Source organism: Xanthomonas sp. NCPPB 4467, assembly GCF_041475665.2.
GTDB classification, from domain to species: Bacteria; Pseudomonadota; Gammaproteobacteria; order Xanthomonadales; family Xanthomonadaceae; genus Xanthomonas; species Xanthomonas dyei.
Window position 1 is genome coordinate 4,248,451 of record NZ_CM191260.1, and the last position, 21,466, is coordinate 4,269,916.

13 protein-coding genes are annotated in these 21,466 nt (G+C 61.0%); 5 read left to right on the forward strand and 8 right to left on the reverse strand.

Features of this window, described 5'->3' with window-relative positions; translation table 11 throughout:
• Positions 1 to 249 precede the first annotated feature (249 nt).
• Both ACCQ06_RS18450 and ACCQ06_RS18455 read left to right on the forward strand, forming a co-directional pair.
• Positions 250 to 2,703, forward strand: a complete 2,454-nt coding sequence (locus ACCQ06_RS18450; RefSeq protein WP_228324990.1) for a TonB-dependent receptor — start codon at positions 250 to 252, stop codon at positions 2,701 to 2,703.
• Between the two features lie 35 nt (positions 2,704 to 2,738).
• Positions 2,739 to 4,658 carry an alpha-amylase family protein gene (locus ACCQ06_RS18455; protein ID WP_316688665.1) on the forward strand — a complete coding sequence of 640 codons (1,920 nt, stop codon included), beginning with the start codon at positions 2,739 to 2,741 and terminating at the stop codon, positions 4,656 to 4,658.
• A 756-nt stretch (positions 4,659 to 5,414) separates the two neighbouring features.
• Here the strand turns inward: ACCQ06_RS18455 and ACCQ06_RS18460 are convergent.
• The 8 genes from ACCQ06_RS18460 to ACCQ06_RS18495 all read right to left on the reverse strand — a co-directional run bounded on the left by ACCQ06_RS18460 (position 5,415) and on the right by ACCQ06_RS18495 (position 18,413).
• Entirely contained in the window at positions 5,415 to 6,095 is a 681-nt protein-coding gene (locus ACCQ06_RS18460) for a type 1 glutamine amidotransferase domain-containing protein (RefSeq protein ID WP_055848341.1), read from the reverse strand.
• Positions 6,096 to 6,255: 160 nt separating this feature from the next.
• Positions 6,256 to 7,518 carry a flavohemoglobin expression-modulating QEGLA motif protein gene (locus ACCQ06_RS18465; protein WP_228324988.1) on the reverse strand — a complete coding sequence of 421 codons (1,263 nt, stop codon included), beginning with the start codon at positions 7,516 to 7,518 and terminating at the stop codon, positions 6,256 to 6,258.
• Complete coding sequence (gene rsgA, locus ACCQ06_RS18470) at positions 7,518 to 8,609, reverse strand: ribosome small subunit-dependent GTPase A (RefSeq protein WP_228324987.1); 1,092 nt, start codon at positions 8,607 to 8,609, stop codon at positions 7,518 to 7,520. The genes ACCQ06_RS18465 and rsgA overlap by 1 nt, the downstream gene beginning before the upstream one ends.
• A gap of 224 nt (positions 8,610 to 8,833) precedes the next feature.
• Positions 8,834 to 13,777, reverse strand: a complete 4,944-nt coding sequence (locus tag ACCQ06_RS18475) for a calcium-binding protein (protein ID WP_316688666.1) — start codon at positions 13,775 to 13,777, stop codon at positions 8,834 to 8,836.
• Positions 13,778 to 13,948: 171 nt separating this feature from the next.
• Entirely contained in the window at positions 13,949 to 14,275 is a 327-nt protein-coding gene (locus tag ACCQ06_RS18480; RefSeq protein ID WP_316688667.1) for a hypothetical protein, read from the reverse strand.
• 73 nt (positions 14,276 to 14,348) lie between these two features.
• Entirely contained in the window at positions 14,349 to 14,777 is a 429-nt protein-coding gene (locus tag ACCQ06_RS18485) for a hypothetical protein (RefSeq protein WP_316688668.1), read from the reverse strand.
• A 52-nt stretch (positions 14,778 to 14,829) separates the two neighbouring features.
• Positions 14,830 to 16,251 (reverse strand): HlyD family type I secretion periplasmic adaptor subunit, encoded by a 1,422-nt coding sequence (locus ACCQ06_RS18490; protein WP_316688669.1) that lies wholly within the window; start codon positions 16,249 to 16,251, stop codon positions 14,830 to 14,832.
• Positions 16,248 to 18,413 (reverse strand): type I secretion system permease/ATPase, encoded by a 2,166-nt coding sequence (locus ACCQ06_RS18495; RefSeq protein ID WP_316688671.1) that lies wholly within the window; start codon positions 18,411 to 18,413, stop codon positions 16,248 to 16,250. Before ACCQ06_RS18495 ends, ACCQ06_RS18490 begins: the two co-directional genes overlap by 4 nt.
• A gap of 288 nt (positions 18,414 to 18,701) precedes the next feature.
• On the opposite strand from ACCQ06_RS18495, the gene ACCQ06_RS18500 reads away from it, so the two are divergent.
• From ACCQ06_RS18500 to ACCQ06_RS18510, 3 genes are all read left to right on the forward strand, one after another.
• On the forward strand, positions 18,702 to 19,973 hold the full coding sequence (locus tag ACCQ06_RS18500; protein WP_316688672.1) for a pyridoxal phosphate-dependent aminotransferase: 1,272 nt from the start codon (positions 18,702 to 18,704) through the stop codon (positions 19,971 to 19,973).
• On the forward strand, positions 19,973 to 20,623 hold the full coding sequence (locus ACCQ06_RS18505; RefSeq protein WP_316688674.1) for an SGNH/GDSL hydrolase family protein: 651 nt from the start codon (positions 19,973 to 19,975) through the stop codon (positions 20,621 to 20,623). The genes ACCQ06_RS18500 and ACCQ06_RS18505 overlap by 1 nt, the downstream gene beginning before the upstream one ends.
• 135 nt (positions 20,624 to 20,758) lie before the next feature.
• Positions 20,759 to 21,430, forward strand: coding sequence for a methyltransferase (locus ACCQ06_RS18510; RefSeq protein WP_316692676.1), 672 nt, complete (start codon positions 20,759 to 20,761; stop codon positions 21,428 to 21,430).
• The last annotated feature ends 36 nt before the right edge of the window (positions 21,431 to 21,466 follow it).

The window sequence follows — 21,466 nt, forward strand, 5'->3', positions numbered from 1 at the left end:
GGTGCGGCTCCCAGTGGCCGCAGCGCACTGTACCCTGCCGATGATGCAATCGATTGTAACGCTGCGCCGCAACACGCGGCAGCGGCGAAAATTGATACTTCGCTTTCCGATTCAAATGTTGCAACGCAAGATTGCAATCGATTGTATTCGCGCGTATTACTGCGCTCGCACTGCAGGCCGCTCGGCCATTCCCTGGGAGGGGACGATGCAGGCGTCGGCATACCACCACCTGTGAGAGAGAGAATCGCGATGTCCACCTTGCACACCCTGCGCCTGCATGCCCTGGCCTGCGCGGTCGTTTCCTGCCTGTGCGCGCCCGCCGCGCTGGCCCAGGACACCGCCGCCGCACCCGCCACTCCGCCGGCTGCCGACAGCGCCGCGGTCAATCTGGATTCGGTGTTCGTCACCGGCACCTCCACCGCCACCACCAAATTGAAGTCCAGCGTGTCGGTCAGCACCGTCGGTGCCGAGGCGATCGAGCAGTCGGCGCCGCGTAGCACTGCGGAAATCTTCCGCAACATTCCAGGCATCCGCTCCGAGTCCAGCGGTGGCGAAGGCAACGCCAACATCGCCGTGCGCGGTCTGCCGGTGGCCTCCGGTGGCGCCAAGTTCCTGCAGCTGCAGGAAGACGGCTTGCCGGTGATGGAGTTCGGCGATATCGCCTTCGGCAACGCCGATATCTTCCTGCGCTCGGATTTCACGATGGATCGCATCGAAGCCATCCGCGGCGGCTCGGCGTCGACGTTCACCAGCAATGCGCCCGGCGGCATTATCAACTTCATCAGCAAGACCGGCGACACGGAAGGCGGCAGCGTCGGCGTCAGTCGCGGTCTGGACTACGACAACACCCGCATCGACTTCAATTACGGCGCGCCGTTCGCCGAGCACTGGCAGTTCAACATCGGCGGTTTCTTCCGCCAGGGCGATGGCGTGCGCGATGCCGGCTACACCACCGACAAGGGCGGCCAACTCAAGGCCAACCTCACCCGTCTGTTCGAGAACGGCTACGTGCGGGTGTACGGCAAATACCTCAACGACCGCGCCGCCGGCTATCTGCCTGTGCCCACCTCGGTGCGTGGCCGCGACGGCTCGCCGGACCTGGGTGGCTTCCCCGGGTTCGATCCCGGCAACGACACCTTGTACAGCCGCAATTTCCGCACCGATGTCGGCCTGGATGGCAACAACCAGCCGCGCCGCACCGACCTGGGCGACGGCATGCACCCGATCTCGCGCACCATCGGCGCCGAAGCCTGGTTCGACCTGGGCAGTGGCTGGAACCTGAGCGAGAAATTCCGCATCGCCGACAACAGCGGCCGCTTCGTCAGTCCGTTCCCGGCCGAAGTCACCGATGCTGCCTCGCTGGCATCGTCCATCGGCGGCGCTGGCGCGCAGCTGGTGCAGGCAGGCGGCCCGAATGTCGGCCAGGCCTACACCGGCAATGCCATCCGCACGCATCTGTTCAATGTCGCCATCAACGATCTGGGCAACGTCACCAACGACCTGAGCCTCTCGCGCGAGTTCGATGGCGACGGCCGCACGCTGAATCTGCGCATGGGCTATTACAGCTCGCGCCAGACCATCGACATGGACTGGACCTGGAACTCCTACGTGCAAAGCCTGGGTCGCGACTCGCGCCTGCTCAACGTGGTCGATGCCGGCGGCGTATCGCGCTCGCAAAACGGCTTGTACGCCTACGGCGTGCCGTTCTGGGGCGATTGCTGTAACACCCGTAGCTACGACGTGCGCTACGACGTCAACGCGCCCTATGTCGCACTGACCTTCGACAGCGGCAAGTTCAGCATCGACGGCAGCCTGCGTTACGACATGGGCGATGCGCGCGGCAACTATAGCGGCACCGCGATTGCGCAAAACCTGGACGTCAACGGCGATGGCGTGATCCAGCCGGTGGAACAGCGCGTGGCCACCGTGGACACCGCCAACGCACGCCCGGTGGACTACGACTGGAACTACCTGTCGTATTCGTTGGGCAGCAATTACCTGATTAGCGACGACCTTGGCGCATTCGCACGCATCAGCCGCGGTGCGCGCGCCAACGCGGATCGCCTGTTGTTCGGCGTGGTGCGCGACGACGGCTCGGTGTCGTCCGATGAAGGCGTCAACGTGGTGCGGCAGGCCGAAGCCGGCTTGAAGTGGCGCCGCGACGGTCTGAGCCTGTTCGCCACCGCCTTCTCCGCACGTACCCAGGAACAGAACTTCGAAGTCACCAGCCAGCGCTTCTTCAACCGCAGCTACAAAGCGCACGGCGTAGAGCTGGAAGCCAGCTACCGCTACGAGGGCTTCACCGTCAACGGCGGCCTGACCTGGACCGATGCAGAAATTTCCCGCGACCAGATCACCCCGGAAAACACCGGCAATGTGCCGCGTCGTCAAGCCGACGTGATCTGGCAGCTCACCCCGAGCTATCGCGGCGACGGCTACCAGTTCGGCGTGAATCTGATCGGCACCACCGATGCCTATACGCAGGATTCCAACCAGCTGAAGATGCCCGGCTATACGCAGGTCAACCTGTTCGGCGACTACCGCGTGACCGATTCGCTCACCGTCGCGCTCAACGTCAACAACCTGTTCAACACCTTTGGCCTGACCGAAGCCGAAGAAGCCACGATTCCGGCCAACGGCATCATCCGCGCGCGTTCGATTGCCGGCCGCACCACCAGCATCAGCCTGCGTTACGACTTCTAAGGACCCCGCGCCGGGCCCAGGCCCGGCGGCTTCCAATGAGCACCTCCCCCATCGATTCCACCGCTCTGCGCGCGGCCTTTGCCGCGCCCCTGGATGCACAGCACGCCGCGCCGTTGTTGGCGCGCTTTGACGAACATGCACCACGTCTGCTGCATGCACTGCATTCGCTGTATGGGCAACGCCCCGATTACGCAGCCTGGTTGACGCAGTGGCTGGGCGCGCTCGGCAGCAGCGCGCAACAGCGCCCGCAGGCGTTGCAACAGCTCGATGCCACCCGCAAGCCGGGCTGGTTCGGCGCACAGCACATGCTGGGCTACAGCGCCTACGTGGACCGCTTCGCCGGCACCTTGCAGGGCGTGTCCGAGCGCGTGCCGTATCTGCAGGAACTGGGCGTGCACTATCTGCATCTGCTGCCGTTTCTGCGCGCACGCGCCGGCGACAACGACGGCGGCTTCGCGGTCAGCGACTACGGCCAGGTGGAGCCGAGCCTGGGTAGCAACGACGACCTGGTTGCGCTCACCACCCGGCTGCGCGCATCGGGCATCAGCCTGTGTGCGGACTTCGTGCTCAACCACACCGCCGACGATCACGCCTGGGCGCAAGCCGCACGCGCGGGCGATGCACGCTATCTCGATTACTACCATCACTTCGCCGACCGCAGCCTGCCCGATCAGTACGAAACAACGCTGGCGCAGGTGTTTCCGCATACCGCACCGGGCAACTTCACCTGGGTGGACGACACCGCACAATGGATGTGGACCACGTTCTATCCCTACCAATGGGATTTGAACTGGAGCAACCCGGCCGTGTTCGGCGACATGGCGCTGGCGATGCTGCAGCTGGCCAACCTCGGGGTAGAGGCGTTCCGTCTGGATTCCACCGCCTATCTGTGGAAGCGCACCGGCACCGACTGCATGAACCAGCCCGAGGCGCATACCTTGCTGGTGGCGCTGCGTGCGGTTGCCGACATCGTTGCGCCTTCGGTGGCGATGAAGGCCGAAGCCATCGTGCCGATGAGCCAGCTGCCGCCCTACTTCGGCAGCGGCGCCGATCAGGGCCACGAATGCCACCTGGCCTACCACAGCACGCTGATGGCAGCCGGGTGGTCGGCACTGGCGCTGCAACGCGGCGACATCCTGCATCAGGTCATTGCGCATAGCCCGCCGTTGCCCACCAACTGCGCGTGGCTAAGCTACGTGCGTTGCCACGACGACATCGGCTGGAATGTGTTGCAGCACGAAGCCGCGGGCAATGCCATGCAACCGGCGTTTTCGCTGCGCGATGTCGCGCGCTTCTACGCAAATGAGCTACCGGGCAGCTACGCGCGTGGCGAAAGCTTCCAGAGCAGCGGCGATGGTGTGCACGGCACCAACGGCATGGCGGCCGCACTCGCCGGCATCCAGGCGGCGCACGATGCGGGCGATTTGGCAGCCTTGGCCATGGCAGTGGATCGACTGGTGCTGCTCTACGCGGTTGCCCTGGCGATGCCGGGCGTGCCGCTGATCTACATGGGCGACGAACTTGCCTTGCCCAACGACATCAGCTACCGCATGGATGCACAGCGCCAGCACGAAGGCCGCTGGTTGCATCGTCCGGCGATGAACTGGCAACGTGCCGCGCAGCGCCACGACAGCAGCAGCGTGAGCGGGCAGGTCTATCAGCGCTTGCACGCATTGATCCAGCGACGCACCGCACTACCGGCACTTGCTGCGGATCAACCGTTGGGCAGTGTGGCGTTGGAGAACGCGCACCTGTTTGCGCTGACGCGTGGCGACAGCTTTGTCGCCGTCCATAACTTCAGCGATCAATTACTCGATGTGGCGTTTTCCGGCACGTTGAGTGGCCGGTGGCAGGTATTGGCCGACAAGCACGATGCAGTTGCAGAGCCGCTAGGCGATGATCTGCGTCTTGCGCTGCCTGGGTATGCGGTGCGCTGGTTGCAACGTATCGACTGAGCGATGCGGGTGCGGGGTGCTGGTCGATGACCTGCGCCGTGCCCTGCTTGCAATATGCGCCCTAGTTGAAACATGTTGCTTGAGTGAGGCAATTACGGTTCTTTGTCGATGACCTGCGCCTCGCACTGCCTGCAGTACGGGCGCTGGTTGGTATGTTTTGCTTGAGCGAGGCACTTGCCGGTCTTGGTCGGTGACCCGCGCCTCGCACTGCCTGTAGTACAGGAGCCGATTGGTGCGTTTTTTTTTGAACAATGCGGATGCGGGGTCTTGGCAATGCGTCAACCGTACCCTCACCCCAACCCCTCTCCCGACGGGAGAGGGGCTAGCGTTACTGCATTGGTACCACGCGTGCTTACGTCATCGCGTGGGCGCGTCTTAGACCCACTGCGCTGGAATGTCTTGAGCCACTGCGCTGGGGTGTCTTGCGCGGGAATGGCTAGGCCTCCCAGGATTCGGCACCAACCATGCAGAAGTGCCTATTCGCTATCACGCGTGCGATAGCGTTACTCACTCAGCCGAGCTTGAGTTTGCAGCAGCGACACGCATCCGCGAACGCTGCTGCACAAACCACGCACACCTCTAATACAGCGCCTCGACAACGCGTAGACAGCTAAGAGCAGCCGACAAAGCTAGCGCGTAGCCGCCAGGCAAACGCGGACGGTACCCGGAATCGACATGTACCACTCGTACAGGTCGGGTCCTAAGCGCGCCGCCCATGCGTGACGACTAGTCGCTACGCTTCTTGGCCGCTCTCACTCAACCCTTCAACAGCGTCAGCAGGGTTTCCGCAGTCTTTTCCGATGACGCCGGGTTCTGGCCGGTCACCAGGGTGCCGTCGGCAATGACATGTACTGCCCAATCGGCCTTCTTTTCGTACTTTCCACCAAGTTCGGTCAGCACGTCTTCCACTAGGAATGGCACGATCTTGGTCAGACCGACTGCCTCTTCTTCGCCATTGGTGAACCCGGTGACGCGGCGGCCATTGACCAGCGGCTTGCCATCGCTGCCCTTGACATGACGCAGTGCGCCCGGCGCATGGCAGACCAGGCCGTGCGGCTTGTCGGCTGCGGCAAAGGCTTCGATCAGCGCGATCGACTGCTTGTCTTCGGCCAGATCCCACAGCGGGCCATGGCCGCCCGGATAGAACAGCGCATCGAAATCGTCGGCTTTGACGTCGGCAAGACGATGCGTGGTGGCCAACACCTTCTGCGCATCACTATCCTGCTTGAAGCGCTTGGTGGCCTCGGTCTGCGCATCGGGCTCGTCGCTCTTCGGGTCCAGCGGCGGCTGGCCGCCCTTGGGCGAGACCACGGTGATGTCGGCGCCAGCGTCCTTGAAAACGTAGTACGGCGCGGCGAATTCTTCCAGCCAGAAGCCGGTCTTCTTGCCGGTATCGCCCAGCTGGTCGTGGGACGTGAGCACCATCAAGATTTTCATCGCATTGCCTCGTGTTATGGCCCAGAACGGGCGAGGCGTGCAGTGTGCAGTCCGGTTCGTTGCAACATCGTGTAGAACGCGCGGGCTTGCATGCGCAGGTTCACCGACGCGATCACCATGTGATCGCGCACGCGCATTTCATCGAACGCTGTGTGCCATCTCAGACATTCATTGCCGGCGGTTGCAACTGATCCATGCGGATGCGATTGGCAAACAACGAAAACGCCAGCATGCCGGCCAGCCCGCTGACCCGGCTCACCCACGGCGGCAACCAGCGCGGCGCGACCAACACCCCGCTATCGAACAGGGGCGCAAAGCGCGCCACATCGCCCAATGCCATCTTGCCGGCGAACAGATACCGGCATAGCTGCAGCTGGTCGCGCTGCAAGGCATGCCGGAAGAAGGTGTGCACCGCGACCAGGCCGCGCAGGTACACGGTGTCCTTGGTAAACGCACCGCCGCCTGCCGTCGGCACACCGCGGAACACGCGTTGCGCGGACGAAAAACTTTCGGTTGCGCTCTGCCCGCTCTCGGTGAAATAGCGGAACACCTCGATGAAGTCGGCGCCCGAGCGCGCCATCGCAATCGCTTCGATGCGCAGGCTGATGCGTTTCATACGTTCGATATCGATGCTGCCGGTGATCTGCTCCGCAAACGTCGCCAGGCCTTCCTGAGTTGCGGTGGTGCGTGGCGATGAAATGCCCAGGCTGGGCAGATGCACCTGCGCGCGGCCATTGAGCGCAGTGAGCGAATGCACCAGCGCTTCGTGATGAAACAGCTGCGCACGGTCGTAATCGCTGAAGGTGGCGCCGGTGCGCAAACGGATCCGGTGCGCGCCGGCTGCGGCCTTGGCGAGCAGATCAGGATCGAGCGTCACGGTGATGACGCGCCCTTCGAAGAACGCATCCAGGTCGTTCTGCAGCTGCATACGCAAGGCGGTGGCAGATACCGGCACCTGCTCTTCCGGTGCAAGCAATTCGCGATCGAGTTCCTGCGCGATCTGGATGAAATGCCGCGCCGCTTCGCGCGTGGTCGGCCCGTTGCCCGGCATAGGGTCGTCGGGCACGCCGAACAACTGCGCCGAATAGTCGCTGACCGCACTGGTGCCCAGCGATTCCAGCAGACCGGCCGCCAGGCTCCAGCTATGCGTCGAATCGATCAGATACGCGCCGATCGGGTGATGCGGGTCGGCGGCTTTCGCAATCGCGGCCAGCTCGCGCCGGGTGTCGCCAAAATCCAGCGCCGGATAGTCCACCTGCGGCAGCTCCGGCTGCCCGCGCGCCACACTCTGCAGAAACGGCTCCTGCAGCGAGCGCGGCCAGCTCGCCAGGGCGAGCAGGCGCACCCCGCGCACGGCCTTGACCAGGCGCGCATCCAGCGCCGCGTGATGGACGATGTCCGGCGGCCCCTTGCGCGATGGCATCAGCGCCGTCCGGGACGATCGACGCTGGCCGGCCGCTTGCCCGAGCCCTTGCCGCGATTGTTCTGCGCAACACGGGTGGCAAGCTTTTCGGCCGCGCTGGCCACTTCCTCGCGCAGCTTCATGTAATTGGCCACACGCTCCGGATCCAGCGTATCGGCATCGATCGCCGCGCGCACTGCGCAACCGGGCTCGGCAATATGCGCGCAATCGTTGAAGCGGCACTGCGCCGCCAACGCTTCCACATCAGAGAAACCGCCTTCGGCCAGGTCTTCCTCACCGGTTGGCTTGAGCTCGCGCATGCCGGGCGTATCGATCAGGCAGGCGCCGGTCGGCAATGGGATCAACGCACGGTAGGTGGTGGTATGCCGGCCACGCGAATCGTTTTCGCGCACTGCATTGGTCTTCATCTTCTGCGTGCCGAGCAAGGTATTGGTCAGCGTCGACTTGCCCGCACCGGACGAGCCCACCAGCACCGCCGTGCGCCCGTCGCCCAACCACGGCCGCAGCGCTGCCACGCTCTCTGGATCCTTGGCATTGACCGCACGCAGCGGGATGTTCTGCGCCTCCAGCTCTTCCAGCACCGCCAACGCATCGGCGGCGTACTCGGTCTGATCGGCCTTGGTCAGCACCACCACCGGCTGCGCGCCACCGCCCCCTACCAGCAGCAGATAGCGTTCGATGCGGCGCGGATTGAAGTCCGCATCCAGCCCGCACACGATGAACACCGTATCGATATTGGCTGCGATCACCTGCTGGTGGTAATGCTCCCCGGCCGCCCCGCGCTTGATCGAGGTGCGCCGCGGCAGCAGCGCCACGATGCGCTTGCCCTCCATCAGCACCCAATCGCCCACCGCTGCCCGCTCATGGCTCGGGAAGCGAGGCCGCTGCCACTCCGGCAACGACTCGGCCTTGAGGCTGGCCTCCGGCGTATCGGCCACCACATAGCCGGTACGGTGCTGCTCCACCACCCGCGCCGGCAACGCCTGCGGATGCGCGGCAAACACCGCCTGCCAGGCAGCCTCCTCAGGAGGACCGGGCCAGGGCCAGCCGATGGATTGGAGGGTGGGGTAGTTGGGGGATGTGTCGCTCATCGGGGGATTCTAGGGGTTGCGGTGGCTTTTGCCATGCTTAACGAATGGGTCCACGTCCATCGGTCAGCCACGTGAGCTTCTAGCCCTTCGCTTCTGAGCTAGCAGAACTACATTAGACATAGGGATGTTGACCCAAGAGCTTGGGTAGCTTGTGATTTCTGGTTATCGAATGTAAAAGGCCTCGCTATAAGCGAGGCCCCTGAATCAACTATTATTAATTTTTACTAGATAGCTGAACTCGCCAACATCGGCTTCGTCTCCTGCGCATTAGGGGCCGGAACAAATGATTCAGAAGACGCATTTGCGACTGCCATCGCATCAATCAAACTGGACACCTCAGTTGCGGCCACTGATCGGTCTTGGAAGTCCAGATACTCAACCTGCGCTGATTCCGAACCGAACCAACCTGCTACTGCAAGCCGATCATCGCCATCCCTCAAAGTGATAAAGAGATTGTTCCCAGATCGAGTGAAGAAAGTGTCAGATAGATTGATCTCACTTCCAAACTTTACTCGATCCACCGCACCACTGTAGGTCGAGGTCTCCACCACTGTGTCGTGGCCATCGCCCTTGTTGAACACGTAGGTGTCCGAGTACCAGCTGCCGTTGAGCGTGTCGTTGCCCGTGCCACCGACCAACACGCTATCGCGTGCCTGCGAGTTCATCGACAACACGTCGTCACCTGCACCACCGACCAGACGGTCTGTGCCGGTACCACCAGACAAGGTGTCGTTGCCGTCTCCACCGAGCAGCAGGTCGTTGCCGTTCCAGCCGGTCAACGTATCAGCCGCATCGGTACCCACCGTGGTGAGACCCATCGCACGCAAGGTCGCTGGCGTCCAGATCGTGCCATCGGCAAACACCAGCTGCTCGATACTCGCCGAATCGTTTTCGCTGGCGCCCGAGAGCCAGTCCTTCAGCCGCACCGAATCGGTTCCGTTGCCCAGATCCAACACCACATCAGCACCTTGGCGCAGCACACGCACATCGCCAGCAGCGATGCCTTCGCCGAACACGACCCGATCCACCGCACCACTGTAGGTCGAGGTCTCTACCACTGTGTCGTGGCCATCGCCCTTGTTGAACACGTAGGTGTCCGAGTACCAGCTGCCGTTGAGCGTGTCGTTACCCGTGCCACCGATCAACACGCTATCGCGAGATTGCGAGTTCACCGACAACACATCGTCGCCAGCACCCCCTTCCAGACGATCAGTACCACCGCCACCGCCGGACAAGGTGTCATTGCCGTCGCCACCCAACAGCAGGTCGTTGCCGTTCCGGCCGGTCAACGTATCAGCCGCATCGGTACCTAGTGTGGTGAGACCCATCGCACGCAAGGTTGCGGGTGTCCAGATCGTGCCATCGGCAAACACCAGCTGCTCAATACTCGCCGAATCGTTTTCAGTGCCACTCGAGGTTAGCCAATCCTTCAAACGCACCGAGTCAGTACCGGTACCCAGATCCAACACGACATCCAGACCTTGGCGCAGCACACGCACCTCGCTGGCAACGATACCTTCGCCGAACACGATCCTGTCCACTGCACCGCTGTAGGTCGAGGTCTCCACGACCGTGTCGTGGCCATCGCCCTTGTTGAAGAGGTAGGTGTCCGAGTACCAGCTGCCGTTGAGCGTGTCGTTGCCCGTGCCACCGATCAACACGCTATCGCGTGCCTGCGAGTTCATCGACAACACGTCGTCACCTGCGCCACCAACCAGACGGTCTGTGCCGGTACCACCAGACAAGGTGTCGTTGCCGTCTCCACCGAGCAGCAGATCGTTGCCGTTCCAGCCGGTCAACGTATCAGCCGCATCGGTACCCACCGTGGTGAGACCCATCGCACGCAAGGTCGCTGGCGTCCAGACCGTGCCGTCGGCAAACACAAACTGCTCAATACTTGTCGACTCGTTTTCATTGCCACCCGAGAGCCAATCTTTCAACCGCACCGAGTCGGTCCCGTTGCCAAGATCCAACACGACATCGAGACCTTGGCGCAGCACACGCACATCGCCAGCAGCGATGCCTTCGCCAAAGACCACCTTGTCCACCGCACCGGTGTAGTACGAGGTCTCTACCACTGTGTCGTGGCCATCGCCCTTGTTGAAGAGGTAGGTGTCCGAGCGCCAGCTGCCACTTAGCGTGTCATTGCCGGTGCCGCCAGCCAAAACGCTGTTGTTGGCGCCGGAAGCCACCGACAACGCATCGTCGCCTGCACCTCCTTCCAAACGATCGGTCCCGCCATCACCGCCGTATAAGGTGTCGTTGCCGTTTCCGCCGAGCAGCAGGTCGTTGCCGTTCCAGCCGGTCAACGTATCAGCCGTATCGGTGCCCAGTGTGGTGAGACCCATCGCACGCAAGGTCGCTGGTGTCCAGACCGTGCCGTCGGAAAACACAAACTGCTCAATACTTGTCGACTCGTTTTCATTGCCACCCGAGAGCCAATCTTTCAACCGCACCGAGTCGGTCCCGTTGCCAAGATCCAACACGACATCGAGACCTTGGCGCAGCACACGCACATCGCCAGCAGCGATGCCTTCGCCAAAGACCACCTTGTCCACCGCACCGGTGTAGTACGAGGTCTCCACCACTGTGTCGTGGCCATCGCCCTTGTTGAAGAGGTAGGTGTCCGAGCGCCAGCTGCCACTTAGCATGTCATTGCCGGTGCCACCAGCCAAAACGCTGTTGTTGGCGCCGGAAGCCACCGACAACGCATCGTCGCCTGCACCGCCTTCCAGACGATCAGTCCCGCCGTCACCGCCGTATAAGGTGTCGTTGCCGTTTCCACCCAGCAGAACATCGTTGCCATTCCAGCCAGTCAATGTATCAGCCGCATCGGTACCCAGCGTGGTGAGACCCATCGTACGCAAGGTCGCTGGCGTCCAGATCGTGCCATCGGCAAACACCAGCTGCTCGATACTCGCCGAATCGTTTTCATTGCCGCCGATGAGCCAACCCTTCAGCCGCACCGAATCGGTTCCGTTGCCCAGATCCAACACCACATCAGCACCTTGGCGCAGCACACGCACATCGCCAGCAGCGATGCCTTCGCCAAAGACCACCTTGTCCACCGCACCGGTGTAGTACGAGGTCTCTACCACTGTGTCGTGGCCATCGCCCTTGTTGAACACATAGGTGTCCGAGTACCAGCTGCCGTTGAGCGTGTCGTTGCCCGTGCCGCCAGCCAAGACGCTGTCGCGGGACTGCGAGTACACGAATAACGCATCATCGCCTGCACCGCCTTCCAGACGATCGGTCCCGCCGTCACCGCCGTATAAGGTGTCGTTGCCGTTTCCACCCACCAGAACATCGTTGCCATCACCACCATCTAGGACATCATCACCTGCACCGCCGAAAAGCTGGTCATTTCCTTTCCCTCCACTTAAAAGATCATTCCCAGAACCGCCACCGATCAGGTCAGCGCCGGCATCACCCGTTATAACATCGTTCTCGGCTGCACCCCAGACCAAGTCATCGGCGCCGGAACCTGCAAATGTTCCATCAACTATTTTTATATTTGCAGCAGCCATTGCGGCCATGCCACTAGAACTTGATACTGCCTCGCCAATCCAGGCATCAATAATCTCACCGAATCTCCAACCGGAATCTTTAAGAAAAGCTCCTCCATATCTGTGCAATTCAACGATATCTTGAAATGCCTCATCAAGTTGACTGCTACGCTTCAACTCCAGCATAGCGTCAAGCTGCGAGTAATTAAATTTCAAAACTCCATCTAAAAACCGGCTATCTATCTTGTCCAGATAGCCTTTAAGGCGTGTCTGCATTACCAAGCCTGCGTACACAGATTCCTTCAAGGCCGTGTACGCAGCCTTGAGTGCTTCGATCTGTTCCGGCTGCAACAGGATGTTCATCACTTGCTTCTTGGTGCCATCCAACTCTGACAGCTCACCCCAAGTGTATGTACTGCCGCCTGTCGATGCTTGATCATAGCGATAGCTAATCAGACTGGAACCATTGAATTTTTCCAAGATGGCGATCATTGGACCAAGCTCTGCATGCTGCTGCTTGATCCAATTGTCTATAGCTTCAGGGCTCTGAGCCGCGATATCCGCTGGGAGAACCCCGCGGTAGTATAGCTCGCGCACTCCCCCAACAGATTCAAGCATCTCTTCACTGCTTTGCATTGTGGAGGTCGCCGCCCAGCGCGCCAGTATCGTGTCGAGCGAACTTTTCATTGCGTCGCGTGAAGTTCCAGGCACTAAGGCTTGGATGGATGCAAGCAGCTCGGTAGAGAGGGTTGCAGCTTCTTTTAAATCACGAACTGCGCCACTACCTTTAACACCTGGCAAGCGATTTGCTTCATAACTCACTTCCACCTTATCAAGCGAGCCACTAAAATCGCGGAAATAGTTATTCATTGCCAGCTGAAGATCACCAGCCAAGCCAACTGTGCCATCGATTCGCGTGTAGGCTCCACGATTGTCAACTACATTTCCGTTACCTAGATCAAGATCCTCAGTAATCGTGGGAACCAATTCGATCGAAGCCACACCAAGATCTGCGAGCTTAAACAGCTCTGCGGATTGAGATACTCCATCCTGATTCAGGTCTCTCCAAACTCTTACATTTGAGAATTCCCCATCGCGCGAATCAAATATTCCGTTTTTATCAGAATCTAAGTCTGCCAGAGCAGAGAACCCGGAGCTGGCATTACTTCCGTCAGAACGAATAGTATCAACGCCAAACAATTCAGAACCATTGTCAATAAATCCATTTTTGTTTCTATCAAAAACTAGAAATCCGTCGTCTGCTGATACCCAACCAGTGCCGCTCCGGACGCCGTCTCCATCGTGATCGAATAGAATAGAACCGGTAGCGGCTACCGTCTCAATACCATCGCCGTCAAGATCAAGAAATAGTGGATCACGTCGCGGAACGAATCTTCGAGCATCCTCGAAATTTTTTGGGATATCCTGGCTTAGTCCAGGAATGCTATCGAACAATGCATACCACTGATCAGGCGTTAAAATTCTTTCAGAAACCCACCTAAATTTTTCTTTTAAATAATTTTCCCACAACCATTTATCCGCGCCGGAAAGGTTTAGTATTGCGGCAACTACGCCAGCTACTGCGATAGCTGGTGCGACCGAGACTCCAGCGATAGCTGCTCCAGCAGCACCCAAACCAGCAAGAACAGCATCAATCAACATTCCACCTATAGCAGCGCCTACCAAGTCAGTATCACCGGTAGCTATTCCGGTAACTACTTGTACCCCATTGCCGATAGGACCAAGTACTTCTCCACCCCATTTCGAGGCGGTGGCTACGCCACGTCCATAATCTGACATGACACCAGCAAATGCCTGTTGCGCATCAAGGGTTTAATCCATCAGTGCGGATGCACGACCACTATAGTGGTTAGCAATATTCGTCCAGTATCCGGCTTCCGCTGAAGAACCTGCATTTGCAGCGTTTGTGGCAGCGGTCATTGCAGAATTGGCAAAGCCGGAGTACTGCGCAGCAAAGACACCTCTTGCATCGTTGAGTGCCACCTGACCGTTAACAAGATAAGTTTCGAGGCCAGCTTTTAAACCTTTATGGAACGCATCATAGTCTTGTGAGAAATCTATTACGAACTGCGCATATTCTCGCAGAATAATTCCAACCTCTTTTTCGGGTTTCGATGGGGCCTGAGAACCGCTTTCCATAATCACAAATCCTTTATGTTTTAGCTTCGAAATTTAAAAAAATACTTAAATTAGTTATTTTTTTTATAAGAACTCACCCACCACCTTTCCGAGCACCACCCTGCATTCCAGCAATTGAGCATGCCAGCAAGGTCGACCCAGCCAATAAATAAATCAAAAAGGCCATCCAATATGGCTCGGGACTCTCCATGACCGCGTAATCAGAAAATTTTCCTGCTCGTGCAAATATCCGAACCCAACCAGTAGAAGCAGCATACAAAGCCGGCGCATAAAGCACTAACGAGAAAAATCCCAGCAGAGCGCTAGACGCGCCATTCTTCTTTATTACGAACTTACCAATACATACAGCTGCGACCAATGATGTCAAAAGCAACCCCCACGCGATCAATGAATCAGAAAAACTTTGTGCGTATTGCCCAGACTGACTTGAGGGATAAAAGCCTTTTAGAGCAGTAAGTCCGACGCAGAGTATTGCTACGAAAAAAAATATCGCACCCTTCATCCCCTTCTCCAATACCTATACTTGTTGACTTTAAATAAGCAGAATCAGGCGATTAACGCTCCCTCAACGACTCGGATCCATGCTGACGGAGTGGGCTAAGCAGATAATCAATCACCCGCCGCTTTCCAGTTTTAACCTCCGCACTCAAGCTCATCCCGGCACTCATCCGCACCTTGACCCCATCGATTTCCAGCGTGCTGCCGTTCAATTTGATGCGCGCGGGGAACACCAGGCCCAGCTTTTCGTCCTGTGCGGCATCGTGGGAGACGCTGGCGACCGTTCCGGTCAGATAGCCGTAGCGGGTGTAGGGGAAGCTGTCGACCTTGACGGTGACCGGTTGGCCCGGCCGCATGAAGCCGATGTCCTTGTTGAGGACGGTGACTTCAACCTCCAGTGCTTCTTCTGCCGGCACAACCACGAGTAACGGCTGTGCGGGCGTGACTACACCGCCGACGGTATGGACAGCCATTTGCTGGATGGTGCCGTCCACGGGGGCGTGCAGGGCCATCAGCTTGTCGCGCTGGCCGGTCTTGGCAACGTCCTGGGTCAGCTGGCCGGCTTGCTCGCTTGCCTGGCGCAGGGCATCCAATGCCTGCTGGCGTGTGTCGGTGACAAGCACGCGCAACTCTTCCTGCGCTGCACTGATCGCCGAACGGATTTCCTGCAGGCGGTTGCGCTGTGTAGCGAGCTGGCTTTCTGCGGCGATGCGTTCCTGTTCGCGCAGCAGATAGTCGTGACGGCCAACGTACTTGCCTTCGACCAGCCGGCCGTAATCTTCTGCGCGCACTTTCGCGATCCGTGCCGATTCGGCCAGTGGTTCGATCGCGTCTTGCGTCGTCTGCAGTTCGGCCTGCCGCTGGGCAATGCTGGCTTGCAGATTGTGTCGCCGTGCCTGGAAGGCATCGAACTGGCTGCTGACCAGTTGCTGCTCGTTGGCGACGCGCCCTTCGGGGAGATCCGCCGCCGACTCCAGTTGCGGTGGTTGCCCGGTGGCGATGGCGGCCGCCAATGCTGCCTGGCGTAGCGCGGCGAGACGTGCGTTGATCAAGGCGTCGCCGGCCTGCGCGAACTCGGCACCGGTGGCGGTGGCATCGAGTTCGACCAGCAGCTGGCCTTTCTTCACCGCTTGGCCATCGCGTACGAGGATTCTGCGCACGACCGCAGTCTCTGCGGTCTGCACCACCTTGGTCCGTGAATCGACCACGGTCTTGCCCGGCGCCACGGCGACGATATCGAGCTTGCCCAGGCACGCCCACAGCAGCGCGACGCAGAAGAAGCCGATGATGATGCGCATGGTCCAACGTGCGGTGGGCGAGACCGGGGTTTCCGTCAGTTCAAGATGGGCAGGCAAAAACGCACGCTCGTCGGCGCTGCGCGCAGGCGGGTCGAGCTGGCGGCGTACCGCCCAGGCCGACTTGAAGATCTTGAAGTAACGCAGAAAGAAATCGCGCCATCCCTGGAGCAGGTGCTTCATGGTGTCCCCTGTTGCAGTCGATAGAGATGTGCGTACTGGCCTTCCGGCCGGTCGACCAGCTCGGCATGCGAGCCGCTCTCGATGATGCGGCCCTTCTCCACCACGACGATGCGGTTGGCATGCCGTACGGTGGACAAGCGATGGGCGATGATCAGCACGGTGCGGCCCTTGCAGATGGCGCGCATGTTGCTCATCACCGCATGTTCGGACTCGTAGTCCAGTGCGCTGGTGGCTTCATCCAGAATCAGGATGCGCGGGTCGCCGATCAATGCCCGGGCGATGGCGATGCGCTGGCGTTGCCCGCCGGATAGACCAGCGCCGTGTTCGCCAACCGTGGTGTCGTAGCCTTCGGGTAATTCCAGGATGAATTCATGGGCGCCGGCCAGCTTGGCGGCATGAATCACCCGCTCCAACGGCATGCCGGGATCGGACAACGCGATGTTCTCGCGCACGCTGCGGTTGAACAGGAAATTCTCTTGCAAGACCACGCCTAGCTGACGGCGCAGCCACGCAGGATCAGCCAGCGCCAGATCCTGACCATCGATCAGTACCCGTCCACGCTCCGGTGTGTAGAGCCGCTGCACCAGTTTGGTCAGGGTGCTCTTGCCGGAGCCGGAGCGCCCGACGATGCCGATGATCTCGCCAGGGCGGATGTCCAGTTCGATGCTGTTGAGCACTTCCGGCGCGTCTGGCCGATAACGGAAGGTCACCCGTTCAAAGGTCACCTGCCCGCGAATCGGCGGCAAGGCCAGCCGGCTACCCGGCACCTCCGTGCGGGTATTGAGAATGTCGCCCAGCCGCTCGACCGAGATACCCACCTGCTGAAAGTCTTGCCACAGCTGAGCCAGGCGAATGATCGGCGCGGTGACCTGTCCCGACAGCATATTGAAGGCGATCAACTGACCGATCGACAGCTTGCCCTCCATCACCAGCTTGGCACCCCAGAACAGCACTGCCACAGCAGTGAGCTTCTGTACCAGTTGCACACCTTGCTGGCCCAGCGTGGCGATACGAGTGACGTTGAATCCGGCGCTGACATATCCGGCCAACTGGTTGTCCCAGGTCCGCGTCACGCGTGGATCGACCGCCATCGCCTTGACCGTGCCGATGCCGCTGACCGTCTCCACCAGAAAGGATTGGTTGTCGGCGCCGCGCGCGAACTTGTCGTTCAAACGCTTGCGCAGCACAGGAGTGATCAGGCCCGAGATGGTCGCGTACAACGGCAGCGACAGCACCACGATCAAGGTCAGCCAGCCGCTGTACCAGAACATCACCGACAGGAACACAACGGTAAAGAACAGGTCCAGCACCGAAGTAAGCGCCTGCCCGGTCAGGAAGTTACGGATGTTCTCCAACTCCCGAACGCGCGCGATGGTGTCGCCGACGCGCCGCGACTCGAAATATGCCAGCGGCAACGACAGCACGTGCCGGAACAGCCGCGCTCCCAGCTCCACATCGATCTTGCTGGTGGTGTGGGCGAAGACATACGTGCGCAAGCCCGACAGCACTACGTCGAACACGGCCATCGAGACCAGCCCGATCGCGATGACATCCAGCGTTGTCAGCCCGTTATGGACCAGCACCTTGTCCATCACCACCTGATAGAACAGCGGCGTGATCAGTGCGAACAGTTGGATGAAAAACGAGACAAGGAAGACTTCGAGCATCAATTTGCGGTACTTGACCACCGCCGGGATGAACCAGCTGAAGTCGAACTTGGCAAGGTCACCAAGCACTGATGCCCGCGAAGCCACCTGCAGCAGCCGCCCCTGATAGCGTGCCTCGAACTCGGCGGGCGAGATGGAGCGCGGCCGTTTTTCGACCAGGTCGTGGATGAGGATCTGATCCGCACCGACCTTGGCCACGATGAAGGCGTCCCCGTCCGGCACCAGTGCCAGAGCCGGCAAGGCAGCCATGCCAATGCGCGCGGCCGGTTGAGCAACGACCTTGGCTTTCAAGCCCAGTTGTTTGGCCGCCAGCAGCAACGTGGTCTCGTCAAATGGCTCGCCCCCACGGCCAAAGCCATGGGCCAGCTGCGCCGCATCGGCTGCGATTCCGTGAAACTGCGCCAGAAGGACGAGTCCCTGCAGCCCCAGATCCGGTCGATCATCCACCGACGAGCCGCCCTCGACTAACGAGAGCGACGCACTTCCCCCTGACATAACGCGATCCTTGCTGAGAGCCGACGGGCTCAAGTGACGGAATAGAATCTTGGGATGTTAAGAAACTGTCAATCAGCCAACCCCTCGCTGACGATCTATTTTCTCAATCGGGCGTCTCTCAGGTTGAGACGCAGCCACTGATGGCGGTCGGGTCATTCCTCAATGGCCATACCTACTAATAGTGAGCAGCAGGGGTGGCCCCACTTGACATCGTTGCCGATGCAAGCATGTCCGCCTGTCATATTTCCGCTACCATGCCAAGCCTCACGCCTACCACCGGCCCGTCGCATGTCCACTGCCCCGCAAAAGCCGCTCGCCATCCGCGAGCGTCTGTCCGAAGTCCGCTACGAGATCCGGGGCGAGCTGGCGCGACGAGCGCGGGAGTTGGAGGCGCAGGGCCGCAAGCTGATCAAGCTCAATATCGGCAACCCGGGGGCATTCGGGTTCCGCGCGCCGGAGCATCTGCAGCGCGCGATTGCCGACGACATGGGGCGCACCGATCCCTATACCCATCAGCAGGGCCTGCCGGAAGCGCGCGAGGCGATCGCCAAGGCGTATTCGCGTCGTCAGCATCCCGACGCCCACCCGGACCGCATCTTTGTCGGTAACGGGGTCAGCGAGCTGATCGACCTGTCGCTGCGCGCCCTGCTCAACCCCGGCGACGAAGTGCTGGTGCCCTCGCCCGATTACCCGCTGTGGTCGGCGGCCACCATCCTCAACGATGGCCGCCCGGTGTATTACCGCTGCGCGCCGGAAAACGGCTTCCAGCCGGACCCGGTGGAGATCGAGACGCTGGTGTCCTCGCGCACCCGCGCCATCGTGCTGATCAATCCGAACAATCCCAGCGGCGCGAGTTATTCGCGCGAGTTGCTGGAGCGTATCGTGGCGATTGCGATCAAGCACAACCTGCTGCTGATGGTCGACGAAATCTACGACCAGGTGCTTTACGACGGCGCGGCGTTCGTGCCGGTGGCGCCGCTGGCCGGTGCGCACCCGTGCATCACCTTCAGCGGGCTGAGCAAGGTGCACCGCGCCTGCGGCTGGCGAGTGGGGTGGGCGCTGCTGTCGGGCGAGCAATCGCGCATCAACGACCTGCGTAACGCAATGGACCTGCTCGGCGCCTTGCGCCTGTGCGCCAACGTGCCGGGCCAGTACGCCATCGATGCGGCGGTCAACGGGCCGGACACTATTTCCGCGTTGTGCGCGCCCGGTGGCCGTTTGTACGAAACCCGCCGTGCGGTGATCGAGGCCTGCGCGGCCAGCGAGCATCTGCAGCTGGTGGCACCGGCCGGGGCGCTGTACGCATTCCCGGCGGTGGTCGGTGCGGCCGCACGCAATTTCGACGATCACGCATTCGCGCTGGACCTGATGAACGAAGAAGGCGTGCTGGTCGTGCCCGGCTCCAGCTTCAACGTGCCATACCGCCATCACTTCCGCGTGACCTTGATGCCGGAAGCCAGCGTCATGCGCGATGTGTTCGCGCGCATCGACCGCGCACTGGCACGCCGTGCCGAGGCCGTGACCAAAGTGGTGCCACTCAAGTCGCGCAGCGTCGCTTGATGGCGGCGCCTGGTACGCCGCTGCGCTATCTGGCGCTGGGCGATTCGTACACCATCGGCGAAGGCGTCGAGCTTGCGCAGCGCTGGCCGATGCAGTTGGTCGATGGTCTGCGTGCCCACGGCTGGAACGTGGCGCCACCTCAGATCATCGCCACCACTGGCTGGACCACCGACGAATTGCAGGCCGGTATCGACGCGGCCGCACCGCAGGGCACGTTCGATCTGGTCAGTCTGCTGATTGGCGTCAACAACCAGTACCGCGGGCGCTCGCTGGACGAATACCGTAGCCAGTTCGATACGTTGTTGCAGCGTGCGATCGGGTCTGCCGGCGGTCATGCCGCGCGCGTGGTTGTGCTGTCGATTCCGGATTGGGGACTGACACCATTCGCGCATGCGCAAGGCGGCGATGCGGGGCTGATCGCGGCGCAGATCGACGCTTTCAACAGCGTGGCGGCAGAGCGTTGCGCAGCGCGCGCCGTGCGATTTGTCGACATCACTGCCACCAGTCGCGACGGCGGCGATGCTGTCGACATGCTGGTCGACGATGGCCTGCATCCCTCCGGTGCGATGTATGCGCGTTGGGCAGCGATGGCGCTGCCTGCAGCGCGCGATGCGCTGGGCGCTGTCGGATCTGTGGACACGCCTGCCTAAAGCGCCCCGACGCGCAGCCGCGCATCGCGAAACCGCCAACCGGGCCTACCGCAATCGGGGCGACTGGCTCTAAGCTAGCCGCGCAGCACGCCTGATTGCCAAGGAACGACATTGCACAGCACCGCCACCCAACCGATGAGCCGCGCCCAAGCGCTGGCGATCGCACGCGCGTTTTTGCCCAAGCATCCGCTCGGCAACCGCTACGATTACTACTACACGCAAGCCAAGCTACGCACCGACCCGTTGTATCCCGGTGTGCTGGCCGAGCTGCGCAGCACCACTGCGCCGGTGCTGGATCTGGGCTGCGGGCTGGGCTTGCTGGCGCATGCATTGCGTGCCGATGGCCAGGCGCTGGCGTATCACGGCGTGGATGTGGATGCTTCCAAGATCCGCCGCGCGCAGCACATCGCGCAACGCTCGCAGTTGGGCGATACCACGTTCGACGTAGTCGATCTGAGCATCGCGTGGCCGCAGCATCAGGGCAGTGTCACCATTCTGGACGTGCTGCAATATCTGCAGTCGGACATGCAGGCCAGCCTGCTGCGCAGCGTGGCGCAGATGCTCACGCCCGGTGCCAAGCTGGTGATTCGCAGCGCCTTGGGCGATGCCAGCGGCCGCGGACGCACCAGCCGCGTGACCGACGTGCTGGCGCATCTGAGCGGCTGGATGCAGCGCATGCCGCGCAGCTACCCCACCCGCGACAACCTGCAGGCGCACCTGGATGCGGCCGGCCTGCGTGCGAGCTTTGCGCCGCTGTACGGCAACACACCGTTCAACAACTGGTTGATCGTGGCCGAGCCGCGCTGAGCACTGCCGTCTTGGCGACAACGGTGCAAGCGGATG

Coding starts and splice junctions, on each gene's coding strand:
- ACCQ06_RS18450 (WP_228324990.1), top strand. CDS start 250: ATGTCCACCTTGCACACCCTGCGCCTGCATGCCCTGGCCTGCGCGGTC.
- ACCQ06_RS18455 (WP_316688665.1), top strand. CDS start 2,739: ATGAGCACCTCCCCCATCGATTCCACCGCTCTGCGCGCGGCCTTTGCC.
- ACCQ06_RS18460 (WP_055848341.1), bottom strand. CDS start 6,095: ATGAAAATCTTGATGGTGCTCACGTCCCACGACCAGCTGGGCGATACC.
- ACCQ06_RS18465 (WP_228324988.1), bottom strand. CDS start 7,518: ATGCCATCGCGCAAGGGGCCGCCGGACATCGTCCATCACGCGGCGCTG.
- rsgA (WP_228324987.1), bottom strand. CDS start 8,609: ATGAGCGACACATCCCCCAACTACCCCACCCTCCAATCCATCGGCTGG.
- ACCQ06_RS18475 (WP_316688666.1), bottom strand. CDS start 13,777: ATGTTGATTGATGCTGTTCTTGCTGGTTTGGGTGCTGCTGGAGCAGCT.
- ACCQ06_RS18480 (WP_316688667.1), bottom strand. CDS start 14,275: ATGGAAAGCGGTTCTCAGGCCCCATCGAAACCCGAAAAAGAGGTTGGA.
- ACCQ06_RS18485 (WP_316688668.1), bottom strand. CDS start 14,777: ATGAAGGGTGCGATATTTTTTTTCGTAGCAATACTCTGCGTCGGACTT.
- ACCQ06_RS18490 (WP_316688669.1), bottom strand. CDS start 16,251: ATGAAGCACCTGCTCCAGGGATGGCGCGATTTCTTTCTGCGTTACTTC.
- ACCQ06_RS18495 (WP_316688671.1), bottom strand. CDS start 18,413: ATGTCAGGGGGAAGTGCGTCGCTCTCGTTAGTCGAGGGCGGCTCGTCG.
- ACCQ06_RS18500 (WP_316688672.1), top strand. CDS start 18,702: ATGTCCACTGCCCCGCAAAAGCCGCTCGCCATCCGCGAGCGTCTGTCC.
- ACCQ06_RS18505 (WP_316688674.1), top strand. CDS start 19,973: ATGGCGGCGCCTGGTACGCCGCTGCGCTATCTGGCGCTGGGCGATTCG.
- ACCQ06_RS18510 (WP_316692676.1), top strand. CDS start 20,759: ATGAGCCGCGCCCAAGCGCTGGCGATCGCACGCGCGTTTTTGCCCAAG.